Here is an 18993-nt window from a genome sequence, read left to right on the forward strand (position 1 = left end):
GGCTCAGCGCTTGTGCGACGGCTTGCGGACGCGCTCACGGGAGAGGATCCACAGCGCCTCGACGCCGTCCTTCCAGGTGATCTTCTTGCCCTCTTCGCGGGTGCGGGCGCGGTAGCTGATCGGCACCTCGTAGGGCCGGTGCCGGTTGCGCAGCAGCTTGCCGGTCACCTCGGCCTCCATGCCGAAGCCGGCGGACTTGATCTGCAGCGACCGGTACAGCTCGACGGGCATGAGCTTGAAGCAGGTCTCGAGATCGCCGAGGTAGCAGTTGTACAGCATGTTGGCGGCCGTGGTGACGGCCTTGTTGCCCATGACATACCAGAACGAGAAGGAACTGTGGCTGCCGAAGGTGCGGTTGCCGTAGACCACGGTCGCGCGGCCGTCGAGGACCGGCTCGAGCAGCTTCGGGATGTCCTGTGGGTCGTATTCGAGGTCAGCGTCGAGGATGACCATGTAGTCGCCCGTGGCGTGCTCGACCGCGGTGCGGATGGCCGCGCCCTTGCCCTTGTTCCTCGGGTGGATGACGACGCGGATGCGCTCGTCGTGCAGCCCGTTGAGGATCTCGGCGGTGCGGTCCCGGCTGCCGTCGTCGACGATGACAAGCTCGGTCTCCGTCGGGTAGTCCACGTCGAGCGCCTGTTTGACGGCGTCGGCGACGCGGACCTCCTCGTTGTAGACCGGCATCAGGATCGACAGCTTCATCACGATCTCCGAAGAGTTCTGGTTGGGACCATCAGACTAGCCTTTCATCACCCGCGCGTGTGATGTCCCCACGAGCGCTTGCACCTACGTACGGTGTGGCCTATGACGAGTGCGGCGAAGCAGCTGGGCGACGAAGCGTACATCGCGGTGACGACGTTCCGGCGGGACGGCACCGCGGTGTCGACGCCGGTGTGGGTGGCGCCCGACGGTGACGCGTTGGTGATCTGGACCGTCGCCGACTCCGGCAAGGTGAAGCGGATCCGCCGGGACGGCGCGGTGACGGTGGCGCCGTGCACGGTCCGGGGAGTGCCGACCGGCGAGGCGGTGCCGGGGCACGCGACGATCCTCGGCCCGGACGGCGGCCGCACCGCCCGCGAGCTCATCAAGCGCAAGTACGGCCTGCGTGGCCGCCTCTTCGTCTGGATGAGCGTCCGGCGGCGCGGCGAGGACGGCACGGTCGGGGTGCGGATCACGCTGGGCTGAACGGCCGAGTCCGCACAAAGCAACGCGCCCGGATCACCGGGGGGTGACGATCCGAGCGCGTCGCGGGAACAAGCGTGTCGTTTGGCACCGGAGGAATGCGCGAGGTAGGGTTGCGCCTCAGTCGCCCTGGCGCTGCTGCGGGATCTGTCCTTGGAGCAGCGCGCGCACCTCGGATTCGCGATAGCGGCGGTGGCCTCCGAGGGTGCGGATGGCGCTCAGCTTGCCCGCCTTCGCCCATCGGGTGACGGTCTTCGGGTCGACGCGGAACATCGACGCGACCTCAGCCGGTGTTAGCAACGGCTCAGGCTCATGCGTGCGAGATGGCATCGGTCACTCCTCCACAGGTACCCAGGAACGTCGGACGGGGTCCCGCCGGCCGACGCGTTTCCTATGGTCCGGCTAGTCCCCGATGTCCGACATGGGCCGAACGGCTGAAGGTCCCTGTATGGACGGATGATGAATAAGTGAATTTTCCCAATTTGGTGACACGAAATGGGATAAAGCGGGACCGGATGTGACGCTCTGTGGGTGAGCCGATACGAATCTAGCTCACCCGACCGGGTGAGCGGTAGCCCACAAAGTCCTCCCAATAACCCATAACGGACACCACTTCGGAGCGATTCGGTTGCGAAGGGTGACACCCGTTCGTGGTTGTTGGGATTCGGACATTTACGGTGATCGAAATCCACGGCAAAACACCCCGCGACGCCATGCGTGCGGGGTGTGATGGCCGGAAAGGGCCGGACCGGGGTTAGTTGCAGCGCTCCAGGAGCTGCACGGCGCGCCAGCGCTCGACCAGCTTCTCGTACACCTCGGTCGCCTCGTCGGCGTCGCCGCGGGCCACGCTGGACAGGCCCGCCGACACCAGTCCCGGCGAGTCGTCCTCGATGAGGGTCTCGTCGGACAGCAGGCCGACCAGGCCGCCGTAGTCCAGCTCGACGATCGAGCGGGAGTGGAACTCCTCCAGCCAGCGCGCCGTCTCCTCGACCGCGACCGTGATCGGCGCGTCGCCGATGGCCCGGCGCAGCACCGCATAGGCACGGTGTGCCCGCCGGCGGGCCTTGGAGATCTCGGTGCGGTAGCGCAGCACCCGCCGCCCGGGGCGCAGCGACAGCTCGCGCTCCTCCAGGTCGACGAAGACGAACCAGCGCAGGGGCACCCCCCACGTGGCGACCTGCTCGTGCACCCGGGGCATGCCGCGCTCCAGGACGTGGTCGCCGCTGCGCCAGTCGTCGACGACGGTCTGCGCCAGGCCGGCGAGCACCGGCGGGACGAAGGCGTCGGCGATCACGCTCGGCACGCCGTCGCGGGCGGTGAGCGCCGCCTCGGCGACCCGGATGCGCAGGTTCCACGGGCAGACGAGCAGGGTGTCGTCGGCCTCCAGGACGTAGGCCTCGTCGGGCAGGTCGGGCAGGCGCGTCCAGCCGGCGCCGAGCGCCTCGATGACCGCTGTCCGCTGCCGCCCGGGGCCGTCGGACAGCGCGACCGCCCGGCCCTCTTTGACGTAGCGACGCCAGTACAGCTGGTGGTCGCGATCGAAAGCGGCCAGCGGCTCGTACACCCGCAGATATGACGCGAAGAGCGACGGCACGGGCCGATCGTCGCACGAAACTGTCGGCCACCGGTATTAGGGTCGGTGTACAGGCGCCGTCTCACGAGGATCGGGCCCCCCACCGACACAGGAGCATCCATGGGTGTCTTCACCACCAGCCACGAGCAGGTCGTCTACTGTCACGACCGGCCGTCCGGCCTGCGCGCGATCATCGCCATCTACTCGACGGCGCTCGGACCGGCGTTGGGCGGGACCCGCTTCTACCCGTATGCGTCGGAGGACGACGCGCTGCACGACGTGCTCGACCTCTCCCGCGGCATGGCGTACAAGAACGCGCTCGCCGGCCTTGACCTCGGCGGCGGCAAGGCCGTCATCTGGGGTGACCCGGACAAGGACAAGAGTGAGGCGCTGCTGCGGGCCTACGGCAGGTTCGTGCAGTCGCTCGGCGGTCGTTACTACACGGCGTGCGACGTGGGCACCTATGTGCAGGACATGGACGTCGTGGCGAAGGAGACCAGGTTCGTCACGGGACGCTCCGAGTCGCACGGCGGCGCGGGTGATTCGTCGGTCCTTACCGCCTATGGGGTCTTCCAGGGCATGCGGGCTGCCGCGGAGCACCGCTGGGGCAGCCCGACGCTCGCCGGCCGGCGGGTCGGCATCGCCGGGCTCGGCAAGGTCGGCAAGCACCTCACCGAGCACCTCATCGAGGACGGCGCGTCGATCGTCGCGACCGACGTCAACGAGCGCGCCCTGGAGTGGGTCCGCACCACCTATCCGCAGGTGGACGTGGTCGACAGCAGCGAAGACCTCGTCGCGGCCGACCTGGACGTGTATGCGCCGTGCGCGCTCGGTGGGGCGCTCAGCGACGAGACCGTGGCCGTGCTGCGCGCGAAGATCGTCGCCGGCGCGGCGAACAACCAGCTGGCTCACCCGGGGGTGGAGAAACTGCTCGCCGAGCGCGACGTGCTCTACGCCCCCGACTATGTCGTCAACTCCGGCGGGGTCATCCAGGTGGCCGACGAGATCGAAGGCTTCAACTTCGCCCGGGCGCAGCAGCGGGCCGCCCGGATCTTCCACACCACCCGGGAGATCCTGCAGCTCGCGGAGGCCGAGGGGGTCCCGCCGGCGGCCGCCGCGGACCGACTCGCCGAACGGCGGATGGCCGACGTCGGAAGGCTCCGTACGATCCTCTTGTAGGACGTGACGACCACGGTACGACGGTGGTGCTTACCCAACCGGTCCGGTCGGGTAAGCAACGCCACCGAATTGGTCGGCAGGGGCGAGATGCCGAAAGGTGCCCTCGACATGTACCGTAAGAGCCACGAGAGATGCCTGACGTTGTCGGGGCCTGCCGGTAATGGCTGCCCCGTAATTCTGTGCGAGGGGGTCGAGCCATGGGGCGCGGCCGTGCGAAGGCCAAGCAGACTAGGGTGGCCAGGGAGTTGAAGTATCACTCCCCAAACACCGACCTCGACGCGTTGCAGCGCGAGCTCGCGGGCAGCCCGAAGTCTTACGACGACTACGCCGGATCCGGCGATCAAGTCGACGATGAGGCCGACGACGAGGACGACGGTAACTACGACGACTCCTCCAGCGACAGCGATTGGCGCTCACGGAGTCGTTGATCATCGGTCTACCCGGCTGACGGGCACGTGGCGACCCCACGTGCCCGCGTCATGTCCGAGACACCCGCGCGGTGGCCGTTCTCTCGACGGCACACCGCGTGGGTGTCTGGTCATAGCCTGACGCTGCTGGACCAGCCCTCAACGGGGACGGTTGTTCCAGTTGTAGAAGGTCGGGATGTTCTCGAAGTGGTTCCAGGCGCAGACGGCGCTCGCGCCGTCCTGACCACTCGCCTCCGAGCGGGCGGCCCTTGCCACGGCGGCCTCGTCGAGCAGCACACGGAGGCCGTCAGCGGCTCCGTGGACGCGCTCGGTGACCGGGTCAGTGTGCTCCGGCATGGTCCAGCACTCCCTCCAGAAGGCAAATCTTGCTGTTGCGGCAGTGATTCGTCTCGGTGCTGTCGAACCTGCCGTGCTCGAAGTAGCGGTTCGCCGCGTGGGCACCGCCGCAGAAGCCGAAGTACGCGCACGTCGAGCGGCACGCCTCGACGCCGCGCAGGTACTCCGGCACCCACCCGGCCGAGCCGGCCGCACCGGCCAGGATCTCGGCCAGCGGGGTCTGCAGGACGCTGCCGGAGGAGAAGTCGCCGTAGCGCGCGTCCGTGAAGCCCGCCAGCTCGGGTGAGAGCAGGAAGACGCGCCCGTCGGCGGCGATCGTCGGGATCGGGTCGAGCGCGGCGGGCAGCACGCCGTCGGCGCCGCCGGCCAGGACCGCGCCCGCGTAGCGCAGCGTCCACTCGATCTCCCGCACGTGGATGCGCGGGTCGCGCCGCCACGCCGCGACGAGCTCGGCCCAGAAGCCGCGGACCGCGGCGGTGCCGTGGTCGTTCGCGCGGGCGTTGACGCCCTCCTGCTCCTCGATGTTGATCCCGAGGACGTCGCAGCCGAGGCCGAGGAAGTAGTCGTAGAGCCGGGTGGCGAGGCCCGGCCCGGGCGCGCTGACGACGCAGAGCGCCGAGAAGGGGATCCCGTTCCGCCGCAGCGTCTCGATGCCGCGCTGGATCCGGCTGTACGAGGGGGAGCCCGCCCGGTCGACCCGCTGGTCGTTGAGCTCGGGTGGCCCGTCGACGCTGACGCTGACGTGCATCTGGTGCTCGGTGAAGAACTGGCACCAGTCGTCGTCGATGAGCGTCGCGTTCGTCTGTACGTGGTGCTCGACGCCCTCGAACGGGGCCATCAGCTCGGCGAGCGCGGCCCGCCCGGCGGTCAGCGGCTCGCCGCCGTGCCACACCACGGAGAAGCGGTCGTTGCCGGCGGCCCACCCGTTGACCGACGCGGCGACCGCGCCCGCGACGGCGGGGCTCATCCGGTCGTTGCGGGACCGGAACGGCAGGTAGCAGTACGTGCAGTCAAGGTTGCACAACGTCGTGGGCTGCATCACGACGTAGCCTGGCACCGGCGAGATGCCGCGCATGCCGCTCCACGACACCGCCCCGTCCTCCTTTTGGGTGTAGGGACGTGTCGCTTCAGCCTAGGTCTCTTGCCCCTCCGCGGTAAGACCTGGAGATCGGAATAGGCGAGACTTCCCCAATCCCGCCTATTCCGACAGCTTCCGGCATCCCCAGGGGGACGGTCAGCCTCGCGTGTGCGAGCCGACCATCTGCACCTGGCCGGTGCCCTCGATGACCTCGCCGACCTGCCAGGCGTCCAGGCCGCGACCGGCGAGGAACGCCAGGGTGCGGTCCGCGTCCTCGGCGGAGACGACGGTCAGCATGCCGATGCCCATGTTGAACGTGCTCTCCATCTCCATGTCCTCGATGCGCCCCTTGGTGCGCACGAGGTCGAAGATGGGCTGCGGCCGCCAGGTCGCGCGGTCGACGACGGCGTCCACGTTCTCCGGCAGGACTCGGACCAGGTTGCCCGGGATACCGCCGCCGGTGACGTGGGCATACGCGTGGACCTCGCTCTCGGTGATGAGGTCGAGGCAGTCCTTTGCGTAGATCCGGGTCGGCGTGAGCAGCTCCTCACCGAGGGTGCGCTGCGAGCCGAACTCGTCGATGACGCTGTCCAGGCGCATGCGGCCCGCGCCGAGCAGCACGTGCCGGACCAGGGAGTAGCCGTTGGAGTGCAGGCCCGAGGAGCGCAGGGCGATGACGACGTCACCGACCTCGACCCGGTCGCGGCCGAGGATCTTGTCCTCCTCGACGACGCCGACGCCGGTGCCGGAGATGTCGTACTCGTCCGGGCGCATCACGCCGGGGTGCTCGGCCGTCTCGCCACCGAGCAGGGCGCAGCCCGCGTAGCGGCAGCCGTCGGCGATACCGGCGCCGATCTCGGCGACCCGGTCCGGCACGACCTCGCCGCAGGCGATGTAGTCGAGCAGGAACAGCGGCTCGGCGCCGCAGGCCACCAGGTCGTCGACGACCATCGCGACGAGGTCGATGCCGACCGTGTCGTGGATGCCCATGGCCTGGGCGATGGCGAGCTTCGTGCCGACGCCGTCGGTGGACGAGGCGAGGATCGGGCTCTTGTACTTCTTGAGGTCGAGCCGGAACAGGCCCGCGAACCCGCCGATGTCACCCATGACCTCGGGCCGGTGCGTGCGGTGCACCTTGGTGCGGAGCAGCTCGACGGCCTTCTCGCCGGCGTGGATCGACACGCCCGCGTCGGCGTACGTCACGGTGCGCCTGCGGCCCCTGCCGTTACCGGCGGTCCACAACTGCCGCTCGGGGGTGCTGCCCTGGCCGGTCTCACCGGCCTTCTCGGCGCGCTCATCCACGTGCGTCACTTTCTCCCCTTTGATTGCCTTGGCGGCGGCCACCGCATGGTGCTACGGGTGGGCGGGTCACGGGCGCAGCAGTGCGCCCGAGCCGCCCGGACTGGCGGCGACGCTGACCGCGCCACCGTCGGTCGTGGTGGAAGCGGCCCCCGCAGCGCGCGCCACACCTTCCAGGACGTGCTTGCCGATCACGTTGTCGGCCGGCAGCTCGATCGGGTACTGACCGTCGAAGCACGCGCTGCACAGCCGGTTGGCCGGCTGCTCGGTCGCCGCGATCAGGCCGGGCAGCGACACGTAGCCGAGCGAGTCGGCGCCGATCGACCGGCGGATCCCCTCCAGGTCGAGCCCGTTGGCGAGCAGCTCCGCCCGGGTGGCGAAGTCGATGCCGTAGAAGCACGGCCACTTGACCGGCGGCGACGAGATGCGGACGTGCACTTCGACCGCACCAGCTTCTCGCAGCATACGCACGATCGCACGTTGAGTGTTGCCGCGCACGACAGAGTCGTCGACGACGACGAGGCGCTTGCCCCGCACGTTGTCGCGCAGCGGGTTGAGCTTGAGCCGGATGCCCAGCTGGCGGATCGTCTGGGACGGCTGGATGAAGGTGCGCCCGACATAGGCGTTCTTGACCAGGCCGTGGCCGAACGGGATGCCGGACTCCGTCGCGTAGCCGATCGCGGCCGGGGTGCCCGACTCCGGCACCGGCATGACCATGTCGGCCTCGACCGGGTGCTCCTTGGCGAGCGTGCGGCCGATCGCCACGCGCGCGGCGTGCACGTTGCGCCCGACGATCGTGGTGTCGGGGCGGGCCAGGTAGACGTACTCGAACAGGCAGCCCTTGGGGTCGGGGGTGCCGAAGCGGGTGGAGCGCAGGCCGTGCTCGTCGATGGCGATCAGCTCGCCGGGCTCGATCTCGCGCACGATGCTGGCGCCGACGATGTCCAGCGCGGCGGTCTCACTGGCCACCACCCAGCCGCGCTCCAGGCGGCCGAGCACCAGCGGGCGGACGCCGTTGACGTCGCGGGCCGCATACAGGGTGTCCTCGTCCATGAACACGAAGCTGAACGCGCCGCGCAGGGTCGGCAGCACCTCCAGCGCCGCGGCCTCCACCGACAGGTCCGGGCGGGCCGCGAGCAGCGCCGTCACCAGAGCGGTGTCGTTGGTCGAGTTCATCTGGTCGCGCTCGCCGAGCTCGGCGACGCGGCGGGCCAGCTCGGCCGTGTTGACCAGGTTGCCGTTGTGCGCCAGGGCGATCGTGGTGCCGCCGCGGTCCTCGCCGGGGGCGGTGGAGCGCAGCGTGGGCTGCGCGTTCTCCCAGTTGGATCCGCCGGTGGTCGAATAGCGGGCGTGGCCGATCGCGATGTGGCCGCGCAGGCTCGCCAGGGTCGGCTCGTCGAAGACCTGCGACACGAGGCCGAGGTCCTTGTACACCACCACGCCCGAGCCGTCGGAAACCGCGATGCCGGCCGCTTCCTGGCCACGGTGCTGCAATGCATACAGCCCGTAGTAGGTCATCTTCGCGACCTCTTCGCCCGGCGCCCAGACGCCGAACACACCGCACTTGTCCTGAGGACCTGGACGCTGGGGGTCGAGCTCGTGGCTCAACCGGCCATCGCCTCGGGGCACGTTGCCGCTCCTGTCGTCGCAGTTCGTCGGGGTTCGTCGGCGGTGTGGGTCGAGGGGAATCCGACCTGATAGGCGCCGCAATTCGGTCGCCTTCGCGCCCCAAAGTGTACGCGAGGAATTCGGCATGACGCACAGCCACAGTTCACGCGCGGTTCGTAACCAGTGTCACGTACGAATTGCGCAGTTACAAGGGTAGATAGGCCGATAAATCAGCCCGAACTCCGCTCGCGCGGATCTTCCCGGTGGTGACTGCTTCATGCCACGATTTCCGACCCGTGGCGATCTCCAGCCAGGTGGCTGGATCGGTCTCCACGACGTTGGGTGGCGTACCTCTCGTGTGACGCGGACCCTCGACACATTGAATCGCACCGTATGGAGGAACCCGCACCTCCACCGAACGGCCGGGAACACGGGACCGCAGGTCAGCCAGAAGCTCGCGCACAGCGTCACGCAGCGCGAACCGGTCCGGAACGAGCCCGGCATCCATCGCATCAAGGACGGTCTGCACCGTGTCGGAATATCGGTGCGGAGTGGACATGACGGGACGATACGACCGCCTGTGGGCCGGTCGCAACACCCTGCGCCTTTCGCCGACCCCTGTGGACAAGGCATAGTTTGCTGCGGCGCACCATGCAAAGCGAGCCCCGCTCGCATGATGGACCATCGACAGACATGCTCGGCAGAGACGCTCGGGTGAAGTCAAGATCCGGAGGGGTGTGGACGTGACTACCCACCTACGAGCCTTGCTGCTCCGCTCGGGGGCGGCGGCCGTACTGGTGACGGGCGCTCTAGTCGGCACGACAGCCGCGCCGGCGTTCGCGGCGGCGAACCTCAACATCAGTGCGAGCAGCGCGACGATCACCGTCGGTGGCGGCGCGGGATCCTCGACGATCACGGTTCGGAACACCGGCGACGCCCCTCCGAACAACGACGTCAAGTTCAGCGTCGACATCCCGGTCGGTGACCAGGGCATCTCGATGAACACGCCCGGTGGGTGCTCGAACACCTCGACGGGCTTCGAGTGCACGGTCGCGCCGGGCGACCTGCCGGCGGAGGGCTCGAAGAGCTTCACCGTCTCCTTCAGCCCGCCCGCACAGAGCTCGATCCCGGCCGGCCAGTCGCGTGACGTCAACGGGCAGCTCAAGATCCAGGGCGGCGGGAACGGCTCGATCAAGGTGACCCTGAAGGCGGCCGCGGCGACCGCGCCGGCGACGCAGACGGTGACCGAGGTCTCAGGCACGGTCAACGACTCGACCACCGGCAAGCCGCTCAAGGGCGCGACCGTCACCATGGAGGACGGCGCCGGCAAGAGCCGCTCGACGACCACCAACGACGCCGGCGCCTACCGCTGGCTCGGCACCGAGAGCAACCCCATCGCCCCCGGCGGCATCTCGATCTCGGTCACCATGAACGGGTACGACGCCGGTTTGAAGAACATCAACGTGCAGGCGGGCAAGGGGAGCACCGGCAACAGGATCGCCCTGGTGCCGATCGGCTCGACCGCCTCCCCGATCGCGCCGCCGTCCATGGAGGAGACCACGCCCGCCGGCGCGGACTCGCAGTCGGCCGCGGCCCCGGGCGCGCAGAACACGACCAACACATCCAGCGGGGGCGGCAGCAATTCCTCGTACATCCTGATCGCGCTCGGCGCGCTCCTGGTCATCTTCGGCATCGTCGCGATCGTGCTGCTCCTGCGTCGCCGCGGTGACGACGACGAAGAGGACCTCGAGGAGGAGCCGGCCCCGCGGCGCGGCGGCGGAGGCGGAGGCCAGCGCCCCGGCTACCGCCAGGCCCAGGCCGACCCGACGATGGTCAGCGCGATGGGCGGCTCGCCCACGATGATCAACCGTGGCTCCGCGAACGACGCGACCGCGATCGTGCGCCCGGGCCGCGCCAGCGACTACGACGTGCCGCCGGACCCGTACGGCGCGCCCCTGCCGCGGGCGGGCTCCGGCTACGGTGCCGCGGCCGCCGGTGCGGGCTACGGCGCGGCGAACGGCGGCGGGTACAACGACCAGGACGGCTACGCGCAGGGCGCCCCCTCGGCGGGCTACGGCCCCTCGTCCCGCCCGGCGGTCGACCCCTACAGCCCCGAATACGGCGCGGGCGGCGGCAACGGCTACAACGACCAGGCCGGCTACGGCCCCTCGGGCGGTGGCGGCGGTGGCGGCGGGTACGCGGACTCCACCCAGCGCTGGGAGCCGAGCGCCGGCAACGGCTACGCGGGCGGCCAGGGCGGCGGCTACGGCCCCGGCTCCGGCGGTGCCAACGGCTACGGCGCGGACGGCGGTCAGAACGGCTACGGCGCGGACGGCGGTCAGAACGGCTACGGCGCGGACGGCGGTCAGAACGGCTACGGCGCGGACGGCGGTCAGAACGGCTACGGCCCCTCGTCCGGCGGCGGCTACAACGGCAATGGCGCCAACGGGTACGGCGGCGACCAGGGCGGCTACGGCCCGGGCGGTGGCCAGGGTGGCTACGGCCCGTCGGCCGGTAGCGGCCAGGGCGGCTACGGCCCCGGCGGCGGTGGCGACGGCTACCCGAGCGCCGGCGGTGGCTACAGCCCGAGCGCCGGCAACGGCTACAACGGCCAGGCCGACTACGACGGCCCGTACGCCGGCCGCGGCGGCTACGAGCAGCGCGGCGGTTACGAGCCCGCCGCCGGCTACGAGCGCGACGGCTACGAGCGCGTTCCCGAGCCCCCACGGGCCGGCAACGACAACTACGAGCAGCGCGGCGGCTACGGCGACCCGCAGGGCGCCCCTCGCGGCGGCGCCAACGGCGGCAACGGCGGCAACCGGCGCTCGCTGGACTGGCTCGACGACTGACACACCCGGCAAACGGCGCCTCTGACACCAGGGGCGCCGTTTTTCGTGCCGGCCGCTGACCGGGGAAGGCGGGCCGTCGCACAGGTCGGCCTCCCCGCGGTCGGCGGGTTATGTGATGTGGGTGGGGAGCGCGAGTGCCGACGGCCGGGAGACGCAGGTGGGGTCCAGACCCGCGTCCATGGCGACCACCGACGGTGCCGGCAGGCGCGGGTGCATCACCCGGAGCCAGCGCACCTTGCGCAGCATCTTGACGGTCGGGCCGGGCTCCCGGTGGCGGGGCGTGTGGCCGATCATGCTGCTTCCTCAATGAACCGTGTCACGCAACAGAGTGTGCGCGGCCGGACACGAAGTCGTCAGCATGCGAACGGTTCCGGTCCTGCGCTGGTCAGCTTCCCCCGTTCGGGGGCGAGTAGGGCGTGCCCGGGGTTGAGTAACGCTACTGGTGGCGGTGGCCCATCTCGGCGTGGATCGGCTCGCCGGTGGTGAGCGCCGTCAATGCCAATGACAGGCGGCGGTGCAGGGACGCGCGGATGGCGGCGTCCTCCAGCGGGAGCCACCGGACGCCGGTGAGCTCGTCGGCGGCGGGGCGCAGGTCGGTGGCGGGGTCGAGGACGCCGCCGTCGAAGACGAACTGGACCTGGTCGCTCCAGGGGCCGCGACCGGGCGTCCAGTCGACGACCAGCAGGCGGCCGGTGGGCCGGTCGAGGCCGAGCTCCTCGAGGACCTCGCGGCGGCAGGCGGCGCTCGGCGGCTCGCCCGTCTCCACGATGCCGCCGGGCAGGTCGAGGTACGGCTTGTAGTTGGGCACGACGAAGAGGATCCGGCCGGCGGGGTCCCTGATCAGGGCGCCGGCGGCGACCGTCTTGTGGGCCATCCGCCGGGCGATGCCGGGGTGGAACTCCGCCTCCGGCGGACCTTCGGCGGCGAAGAAGGAAGCGGTCACGGTGTCCATCCAACCAGGGGCGCGCCGCTGCGCCCTCAGAAGACCGCCCGCCGCATGTGGAGGCGGACGGTGGTGCCGGCGGTGCCGGTGCGCATCTCCAGCAGGTCGCAGATCTGCCGGGCGATCCACAGCCCGTGGCCGCGCTCCGAGTGCGGGCCGGCGCGCAGGAAACCCAGGAAGTTGCCGGTGGCGGTGCCGGAGTCGGTGATCTCGCAGATGACCCGGCGGTCGGTCGCCCACATGCGGGCCTCGCCCGTGCCGCCGCCGTGCCGCAGGACGTTGGTGGCGATCTCGTTGACGGCGAGCACATAGTCGTCGACCCGGTCGTTCGCGACGCCGAGGCGCGGGGCGTGGTCGGCGACGAACTGCCGGACCGGGGCCAGGTCGGGGTGGACCGGGATCCATTCGACACCGGTGGCCGGGCACGGCGTGAGCGGCGTGTTGTGGGCGGCGTAGTAGGAGGCCGGCTCGGCGAAGTCGGCGCTGATCTCGCTGGCGGTGCCGACCGCGAGCCGCGGGTGGGTGCGGCGGGCGTCGTCGACGATGGTGCTGGCGAGGGCGCTGCTGTCGTAGCCGCACATGACCCAGGCGCGGGAGTCGGCGAGCGCGACGTTGACCACCGACTCGTACCGGCCCCACTCCGACGTCTCGAGGTCGTCGCGGCCCGCCCAGACCGGCTCGCCGATGACCCGCAGGACGGCGCTGTCGCCGGCGAGGGCGTCGATGCGGCGGTGGTGGGCGTCGAGGGTGCGCCCGGGGGAGTCGAACCAGCCGGACGGCTCGAGGAAGGTGACCCGGTCGGCGGCGGCGTCGAGCCGCTCGTGCAGGAGGCCGGTGTTGCGGGTGGAGGTCACGGCCAGGACGGTGTCGCCGCGGTGCACGCCCTCGACGATGAACGGCACGGCCGCCGCGAGGAACTGTTCGGGCGAGTCGAACAGCAGCGCCTGGTGGATCAGGGTCACGACGTCGCCCCCGTTGTGCTCCGGCGCCGTTCGCGGCGCTTCAGGCCCGTCACGACGCCCGCACCCCCGCGTCCCCGATGGTGAGGCCCGGGGTGGTGTCCCAGCCGACGATGCGCAGCACGTTGCGCAGGGTCGGCGCGAGGTGGCGCACCTCCAGGACCCGGTCCGGTGGCAGCGCCTCGGCGGCGCGGACCAGGGCGCGGATGCCGGCGACGTCGATGAAGCGCAGCTCGGCGAGGTCGATCACGACGATCGGCTCGGGCCATCCCGCGGTGTGGGCGAGCGCCTCGGCGAACGGCCCGGCGGTCGAGTCGTCGACGGTGCCGATGACGCGCAGGCCGCGGGGTGCGAACGTGGGCACGATGCGGAGCCGGCGGTCGTCGTGCAGCGGGTCGATGGTCATCACCCCGAGGTGCCGGGCGACGAGACCGGAGAAGTCCGCCTTGTCGAAGAGGCGCTCGTCGTACTGGCAGACCGCCGCGACGCCGTCGGAGCCGGTGACGGTCGAGGCGACACCCGACTCGTACTCGTGCAGGCGGACGGTGTCGGGCAGGGCCCAGCTCATCTCGCCGGTGAGGCGCAGCCCCTGGAAGCCCGCGGCGCGGGCGTCCCGGATGGCGTGCCGGATGCCGTCGACGAGGACGCCGGGGTCGAAGCGGTCGTCGGCCGCCGGGCGGACCTCGAGCTGGCCGCGGGCGATCGCGAGGGCCCCGTCGACGCCGCGCGGGTCGAGCCACGCGTCGATGGCGCCCGGCGCGGTCCGGTCCGAGTAGTACAGGACGCGCTCACCACGGACGAGGCCGTCGGCGATGTAGGCGGACACCACCTCGCGCTGCTCCTGGTCGCTCGCGAACGGCAGGCACAGGTGGTCGCCCAGGCGGACGTGCCTGGTGTGTTTGGTCGAGACGCTGTCGTTGATGACATCAACTTACCCATCGACGCCGGAATTGATGTCAGGCGCGGATGCAGCAGCTCGAGCAGACCTTCGGGGTGGGCAGGGTGAAGGCGAGGCAGCAGGTGCGCCGCTTGATGTCGAGGCCGCCCTGCTCGCGGGCGCTGAGGTCGACGAGGTCGTCGGCGCCGAGCGCGGCCAGCACGCGGTGGGCGGTGTCGAGGAGGACGTCCGGGGGCGCGACGTGGCCGCGGGAGATCGCGTAGGAGACCCCGGAGGCGACCGAGCCCCACAGCGTCCGACGGCCCAGGCGGGCCTGCTTGCGCACCTCGTCGAGCATCGGGTCGAGGTGGGCGTCGACGAGCGAGCGCCGCATGACGCCCAGCAGCTCGTCCTCGTCGTCGACGATGAGCAGCCCCGGCGTGTCGGTGGCGACGATGGGGTCGGTGGCGAGGACCGCGGTGACGGGGCGGCGCAGCGCGAGGGTGAGGAAGGGCTGCCGGTCGGAGAACCGGACCAGGACGTGATCCGGCGTCATCAGCGGTACCCGCCGCGAACCGGTGAACCCGATCACAGCCGGCAGGGCCAGCCAGTACGAGTAGCACTTCCAGGCGAGGGCCGCGGCGGCGTGCGGCTGCGCGTCCCAGCGCCGGGCGGCGGCGTCGAGCCACTCCCGGACGCCCTCGGCGGTGAGCAGCTCGCCGGCGGCGCGCCAGCCGGGCGTGTGCGGCGGGACCAGCCCGGTGGACAGCCCTTGGAGTGATTCTTTTCCGTGCCGCAGGCCCATCCGCGCCAGCCCGGCGATCACCGGGGCCAGGGGATCGACGGCCGTCCGGCTGATGAGGGCGGTCACGTTGGGTCGCCGCTGGTGCCGGGCGGGCAGGGGGACACACTGCGAGGACGCCGCGGCGCGGCGCTCGTCCTATGCGTGTGTGCGGTGCTCACCACCGTCGGATACCCCCAGACGTGCATGCCAAGCGCACACGATACCGCGATTAGGTAAGCCTAACCACTCCAACATTGTCCGTTATCCGATGTCACTTTGTGTAACTTTGCACAGACTGGCTGCTGATGCCCAAGCGTTGATCAACGCCGATGGGAAGGCGTTGTCAACCCTTTTGTCGGCAAATTGTCCGCTTGACCTGTTCGACAGCCGACCGCGGGGACACTGAATCGGGCAGGGGCCGTCTCCCTGCGGGGCTGGGACGGACATGACTTCGAGCGACTCTCCCGTGCAGCGGGCGTCAGAGGCGTTCGTCGCGGAGTTCGCGCGGTGGCGCATCGACCGCGGCATGTCCAAGAAGCAGCTGGCCGCCGCCATGGGGTTCGACGCCTCCTACGTGAGCCACGTCGAGGCCCGCCGCCACCGCCCCACCGAGGACTTCGCCCGGCGCGCCGAGGCGATCCTGCAGAGCGGCGGCGCCATCTGGCAGCGCTACAAGGAGTACGACGAGCTGCGCGCGACCGCCCGCAGCCGGGTCGGCCTCCCAGGCCGCGACCCGCCGGTGCCCGACCAGTGGCTGCCGCCCGGCACGGGACTGGTCGTCGAGCGGGAGACCGCCCGGCTGTCCTACGTCGACGGCAAATACCGGTGCACGGTCCGCCGTGCGCTGTACAACGCCGGCACCGAGCCGGTCACGCGCTACCTGGTGCGGATCTCCGTGGACCGCTACCCGGACGACCCGGCGCGCTCCAACCGCCATCACCGTGACCACCCCATGTCGTGGGACGAGCTGGCGATGGTCGCGTCGTGCGCCGGCGAGCCCATGGACTGGCGGTCCAAGACCGACCGGGACGCGCTCAAAGAGGCGTGGCTGCTGTTCGAGAACGCGCAGGGCCGCTTCCCCCTGTACCCGGGGCAGCGGACCACCATCGCGTACTCGTGGCACATCAGCGTCGAGAAGTGGGGCCACTGGTTCCAGCGCACCGTCCGCCTGCCTACCCGGCAGCTCACCATCGAGGTCGAGTTCCCGGCGCGGATGCGGCCGGTCGTCTGGGGCGTGCAGACGTCGCTGTCGGCGGAGGAGGTGCCGCTGCGCACCCCCATCACGCAGGAGCTGTCCGTCGACGGGCGGGCGGTCTTCTCGTGGCACACCGAGCAGGCGACCCTGCACGACCGCTACCGGCTGGAGTGGCGCTTCCGGGGCACCCGGCCGGAAGGGGCGGTCGAGCAGCCGGACGACTGGGAGGAGCCCCCTTTCGTGCAGCCGGCCTCGAGTGACGCCATGCGCGCGGCCGGTGTGATCCAACGCGGCGACGCCGGCCTCGACCGGCCGGTGCGGCGGCTGGACCTGCCCGGTGAGTCGGCGCGGGCCGAGGACGTCATCGAGCAGCTGGCCACGGCGCTGGACCGGATCGAGGCGCTGCACCCTTTCGTGAAGGGCGTGGGGCTCGCCGCCCCGCAGCTCGGTTCGGGGCTGGCGGTGGCGGTGATCCGCGCGGCCGACCCTGACACGGAGCAGATCGTGCTGATCAACCCGAGGGTCGTGGCGGAGTCGTCCGACGCCGACGAGCAGTTCGAGGGGTGCCTGTCGTTCTTCGACGTCCGCGGGCTGGTGCGGCGGCCGCTGCGGATCACCGTGGAGAGCGAGCTGCTCGACGGTTCGACGGTGACGACGGTGTACGACCAGGCGCTGGCCCGCCTGGTCGCGCACGAGATCGACCACCTGGACGGGCGGCTCTACGTGGACCGGATGGAGGACGACGCGCCGCTCGTGCCGACGACGGAGTACCGCCAGACGGGCAAGCCCTGGCACTACGCCTGAGTGCCCCGGAAGGGCCGGACGCCCGAGCCCGGGCGTCCGGAAGGGTGGGACGCTACAGCTCGCCCGCCGCGGAGATGTAGGCCGACTCGACGTAGACCGTGATCCAGCGCGCCGGACGGCGGTCGGCGACCAGGTCCAGCGCTGGATCCAGGTGAAGCGAGCGGTACGCGCGCCGCATCGCGTCGTCGTCCAGCACCTTCGCCTTGCCGTTGATGTGCAGCCCGATCGCGCCGCGGGCGAAGTCGACGAAGAGCAGGCTGACCCGCGGGTCGCGCTCGATGTCGGTGATCGCCTCCGACAGGCCCTCGTCGCCGAACTCGGGCCACGCGATCCGGTTCTCCGAAAGGACCCGCACGAAGCCGGCGCCGCCGGTGACGAACGTGCAGTCGTGGCCGTCCTCCGGCTCGCCCGTCGCCACGAACAGCATCTCCTGGCGGCGGATGAAGAGCTGCATCCGGTCGTCGAGCTCATTGGACACGTCGCGCGAAAGATCGGACACGGTCGGCACGGTGCACCTCCATGGGCGGCTGGCTCTGTCACCAGCCAAACACCGGTGGTGTGCGACGGCCGGACAGTCAGTGCGATTGAGCCGAATGGCCGACCTGTCCAGTGCCCCGTACCGGCGCGTCGAGTGGAAAAGGATCGGTGAACACGGGACGTCGCACACTCAGTGCGATGCGTGTTCTTCCCTGGTGGCGACGCTGGCTGTCCTACGGCACCTACGTTTGACCGCGAAGGGCACCGATGAGCGATCTGTCGCGTTTACTGAAGGAGAGTTGGAGCCTCGTCGAGGAGCAGCAGGACAAGCTCGCCAGCTACTTCTACGCGCGTATGTTCCTGAACCAACCGCAGCTGAGGGACCTCTTCCCGGTCCAGATGGACGTGCAGCGCTCCAGGCTCCTCGGCGCGATCGTGACCGCCGTGCAGACCGTCGACGACCCCGACACGTTCGACGAGTACCTGCGCTCGCTCGGGCGTGACCACCGCAAGTTCCACGTGCGGCCCGAGCACTACGACGTCATCTGCGAGGCGCTGATGGAGGGCATGCGCACCTTCGCCGGTGACCAGTGGACCCACGAGTTCGACCAGGCCTGGCGGGACGCCTACGCGGTGATCGCCGAGAAGATGATCGCCGGCGCCGAGGCCGACTCCACGAACCCGCCCTACTGGCACGCCGAGGTCCTCTACCACGAGCGGCGCAACCAGGACATCGCCGTCATCACGTGCCGCCCGCTCCAGCCGCTGGAGTACCGCGCCGGCCAGTACATCAGCGTCGAATGCAAATACCAGCCGCGGCTGTGGCGCGTGTACTCCGCGGCGAACGCACCGCGCAAGGACGGCTCCATCGACTTCCACGTCCGGGCCGTCGGCGCCGGCTGGGTGTCCTCCGCGCTGGTCCGGAGGGTCCAGCCGGGCGACATGATCCGGCTCGGCGCCCCGATGGGCTCGATGGTCCTGGACCGCCGCTCGACCCGCGACATCGTCTGCGTCGCAGGCGGCACCGGCTTCGCCCCGATCAAGGCGCTGATCGAGGAGATGACCCGGGCCAACCGGACCCGCTGGGTGCACGTGTTCGTCGGCGCCCGCAACCGCGACGACCTGTACGACCTGGCCTGCCTCAACCGGCTCGCCGCCCGCTACCCGTGGCTGTCGGTGGTGGCCGCGACCACCGACGACCCCGACTTCCCCGGGGAGCACGGCAGGATCTCCGACGTGGTCGCCCGCTACGGCCCGTGGAACGACCACGACTTCTTCGTCTCCGGCTCGCCGCAGATGGTGCGTTCGACCCTGCGCACCCTCGCGGAGATGCAGGTCCCCGCAATCCGGATCAAATACGACGCCTTCGGGGACTCGTAACATCGGCAGGGGCGCCGTTCGTGCGGGCGGCGCCCCTGCCGA

General features: G+C 70.5%; 20 protein-coding genes. 6 read left to right on the forward strand and 14 right to left on the reverse strand.

Annotated features, from left to right (window positions below; translation table 11 throughout):
- Positions 1-3: 3 nt before the first annotated feature.
- Positions 4-702 (reverse strand): glycosyltransferase family 2 protein, encoded by a 699-nt coding sequence (locus ACQEVZ_RS28445; RefSeq protein WP_344501204.1) that lies wholly within the window; start codon positions 700-702, stop codon positions 4-6.
- 102 nt (positions 703-804) lie between these two features.
- Here ACQEVZ_RS28445 and ACQEVZ_RS28450 point away from each other — a divergent pair, with 102 nt between their 5' ends.
- The gene (locus ACQEVZ_RS28450; RefSeq protein WP_433371954.1) at positions 805-1185 is read left to right on the forward strand and encodes a PPOX class F420-dependent oxidoreductase; all 381 of its coding nucleotides are present in this window, start codon (positions 805-807) and stop codon (positions 1183-1185) included.
- Positions 1186-1302: 117 nt separating this feature from the next.
- On the opposite strand, the gene ACQEVZ_RS28455 is transcribed toward ACQEVZ_RS28450, so the two are convergent.
- Entirely contained in the window at positions 1303-1512 is a 210-nt protein-coding gene (locus ACQEVZ_RS28455; RefSeq protein WP_033365012.1) for a BldC family transcriptional regulator, read from the reverse strand.
- Between the two features lie 424 nt (positions 1513-1936).
- Positions 1937-2776: a hypothetical protein gene (locus tag ACQEVZ_RS28460; protein WP_344501206.1), complete on the reverse strand. Its 840-nt coding sequence runs from the start codon at positions 2774-2776 to the stop codon at positions 1937-1939.
- Positions 2777-2875: 99 nt separating this feature from the next.
- Between ACQEVZ_RS28460 and ACQEVZ_RS28465 the strand changes: the two genes are divergently transcribed.
- The gene (locus ACQEVZ_RS28465) at positions 2876-3934 is read left to right on the forward strand and encodes a Glu/Leu/Phe/Val dehydrogenase dimerization domain-containing protein (RefSeq protein ID WP_344501207.1); all 1059 of its coding nucleotides are present in this window, start codon (positions 2876-2878) and stop codon (positions 3932-3934) included.
- 197 nt (positions 3935-4131) lie between these two features.
- A complete protein-coding gene (locus ACQEVZ_RS28470; RefSeq protein WP_033365009.1) occupies positions 4132-4362 on the forward strand; it encodes a DUF3073 domain-containing protein in 231 nt (76 codons plus the stop codon).
- Positions 4363-4500: 138 nt separating this feature from the next.
- On the opposite strand, the gene amcA is transcribed toward ACQEVZ_RS28470, so the two are convergent.
- The 5 genes from amcA to ACQEVZ_RS28495 all read right to left on the reverse strand — a co-directional run bounded on the left by amcA (position 4501) and on the right by ACQEVZ_RS28495 (position 9242).
- A complete protein-coding gene (gene amcA, locus ACQEVZ_RS28475; protein WP_433371960.1) occupies positions 4501-4698 on the reverse strand; it encodes a multiple cyclophane-containing RiPP AmcA in 198 nt (65 codons plus the stop codon).
- Positions 4682-5773: a cyclophane-forming radical SAM peptide maturase AmcB gene (amcB, locus tag ACQEVZ_RS28480; RefSeq protein WP_433377037.1), complete on the reverse strand. Its 1092-nt coding sequence runs from the start codon at positions 5771-5773 to the stop codon at positions 4682-4684. The genes amcA and amcB overlap by 17 nt, the downstream gene beginning before the upstream one ends.
- Before the next feature lie 159 nt (positions 5774-5932).
- Positions 5933-7087: a phosphoribosylformylglycinamidine cyclo-ligase gene (gene purM, locus ACQEVZ_RS28485; RefSeq protein WP_344501209.1), complete on the reverse strand. Its 1155-nt coding sequence runs from the start codon at positions 7085-7087 to the stop codon at positions 5933-5935.
- A 57-nt stretch (positions 7088-7144) separates the two neighbouring features.
- Positions 7145-8704, reverse strand: a complete 1560-nt coding sequence (gene purF / locus ACQEVZ_RS28490) for an amidophosphoribosyltransferase (protein WP_344501210.1) — start codon at positions 8702-8704, stop codon at positions 7145-7147.
- A 184-nt stretch (positions 8705-8888) separates the two neighbouring features.
- Positions 8889-9242, reverse strand: a complete 354-nt coding sequence (locus tag ACQEVZ_RS28495; protein WP_344501211.1) for a sterol carrier family protein — start codon at positions 9240-9242, stop codon at positions 8889-8891.
- A 184-nt stretch (positions 9243-9426) separates the two neighbouring features.
- Here ACQEVZ_RS28495 and ACQEVZ_RS28500 point away from each other — a divergent pair, with 184 nt between their 5' ends.
- Positions 9427-11532, forward strand: a complete 2106-nt coding sequence (locus ACQEVZ_RS28500; protein WP_433371965.1) for a carboxypeptidase-like regulatory domain-containing protein — start codon at positions 9427-9429, stop codon at positions 11530-11532.
- Between the two features lie 108 nt (positions 11533-11640).
- Here the strand turns inward: ACQEVZ_RS28500 and ACQEVZ_RS28505 are convergent, their stop codons facing one another.
- The 5 genes from ACQEVZ_RS28505 to ACQEVZ_RS28525 form a co-directional block, all read right to left on the reverse strand.
- Complete coding sequence (locus ACQEVZ_RS28505) at positions 11641-11826, reverse strand: hypothetical protein (RefSeq protein ID WP_433371968.1); 186 nt, start codon at positions 11824-11826, stop codon at positions 11641-11643.
- Positions 11827-11968: 142 nt separating this feature from the next.
- Complete coding sequence (locus ACQEVZ_RS28510; RefSeq protein ID WP_433371971.1) at positions 11969-12475, reverse strand: NUDIX domain-containing protein; 507 nt, start codon at positions 12473-12475, stop codon at positions 11969-11971.
- 35 nt (positions 12476-12510) lie between these two features.
- Complete coding sequence (locus ACQEVZ_RS28515) at positions 12511-13437, reverse strand: anti-sigma factor RsbA family regulatory protein (protein WP_433371974.1); 927 nt, start codon at positions 13435-13437, stop codon at positions 12511-12513.
- A 49-nt stretch (positions 13438-13486) separates the two neighbouring features.
- Entirely contained in the window at positions 13487-14356 is an 870-nt protein-coding gene (locus ACQEVZ_RS28520; protein ID WP_433377040.1) for an MEDS domain-containing protein, read from the reverse strand.
- Positions 14357-14390: 34 nt separating this feature from the next.
- Complete coding sequence (locus ACQEVZ_RS28525) at positions 14391-15182, reverse strand: hypothetical protein (protein WP_433371977.1); 792 nt, start codon at positions 15180-15182, stop codon at positions 14391-14393.
- Positions 15183-15540: 358 nt separating this feature from the next.
- Between ACQEVZ_RS28525 and ACQEVZ_RS28530 the strand changes: the two genes are divergently transcribed.
- The gene (locus tag ACQEVZ_RS28530; RefSeq protein ID WP_433371980.1) at positions 15541-17094 is read left to right on the forward strand and encodes a peptide deformylase; all 1554 of its coding nucleotides are present in this window, start codon (positions 15541-15543) and stop codon (positions 17092-17094) included.
- 52 nt (positions 17095-17146) lie between these two features.
- On the opposite strand, the gene ACQEVZ_RS28535 is transcribed toward ACQEVZ_RS28530, so the two are convergent.
- Positions 17147-17593, reverse strand: a complete 447-nt coding sequence (locus ACQEVZ_RS28535; RefSeq protein WP_433371983.1) for a pyridoxamine 5'-phosphate oxidase family protein — start codon at positions 17591-17593, stop codon at positions 17147-17149.
- Between the two features lie 245 nt (positions 17594-17838).
- On the opposite strand from ACQEVZ_RS28535, the gene ACQEVZ_RS28540 reads away from it, so the two are divergent.
- Complete coding sequence (locus ACQEVZ_RS28540) at positions 17839-18951, forward strand: globin domain-containing protein (RefSeq protein ID WP_433371986.1); 1113 nt, start codon at positions 17839-17841, stop codon at positions 18949-18951.
- The last annotated feature ends 42 nt before the right edge of the window (positions 18952-18993 follow it).

The organism is Dactylosporangium sp. CA-152071 (assembly GCF_050936335.1).
Classification (GTDB): domain Bacteria; phylum Actinomycetota; class Actinomycetes; order Mycobacteriales; family Micromonosporaceae; genus Dactylosporangium; species Dactylosporangium maewongense.

Excerpts from the sequence above, each read along its gene's own strand:
- ACQEVZ_RS28465 (WP_344501207.1), top strand. The coding sequence starts at position 2,876 with ATGGGTGTCTTCACCACCAGCCACGAGCAGGTCGTCTACTGTCACGAC.
- ACQEVZ_RS28470 (WP_033365009.1), top strand. The coding sequence starts at position 4,132 with ATGGGGCGCGGCCGTGCGAAGGCCAAGCAGACTAGGGTGGCCAGGGAG.
- amcB (WP_433377037.1), bottom strand. The coding sequence starts at position 5,773 with ATGCGCGGCATCTCGCCGGTGCCAGGCTACGTCGTGATGCAGCCCACG.
- ACQEVZ_RS28455 (WP_033365012.1), bottom strand. The coding sequence starts at position 1,512 with ATGCCATCTCGCACGCATGAGCCTGAGCCGTTGCTAACACCGGCTGAG.
- ACQEVZ_RS28540 (WP_433371986.1), top strand. The coding sequence starts at position 17,839 with ATGAGCGATCTGTCGCGTTTACTGAAGGAGAGTTGGAGCCTCGTCGAG.
- ACQEVZ_RS28505 (WP_433371968.1), bottom strand. The coding sequence starts at position 11,826 with ATGATCGGCCACACGCCCCGCCACCGGGAGCCCGGCCCGACCGTCAAG.
- ACQEVZ_RS28450 (WP_433371954.1), top strand. The coding sequence starts at position 805 with ATGACGAGTGCGGCGAAGCAGCTGGGCGACGAAGCGTACATCGCGGTG.
- amcA (WP_433371960.1), bottom strand. The coding sequence starts at position 4,698 with ATGCCGGAGCACACTGACCCGGTCACCGAGCGCGTCCACGGAGCCGCT.
- ACQEVZ_RS28445 (WP_344501204.1), bottom strand. The coding sequence starts at position 702 with ATGAAGCTGTCGATCCTGATGCCGGTCTACAACGAGGAGGTCCGCGTC.
- ACQEVZ_RS28530 (WP_433371980.1), top strand. The coding sequence starts at position 15,541 with ATGACTTCGAGCGACTCTCCCGTGCAGCGGGCGTCAGAGGCGTTCGTC.
- ACQEVZ_RS28495 (WP_344501211.1), bottom strand. The coding sequence starts at position 9,242 with ATGTCCACTCCGCACCGATATTCCGACACGGTGCAGACCGTCCTTGAT.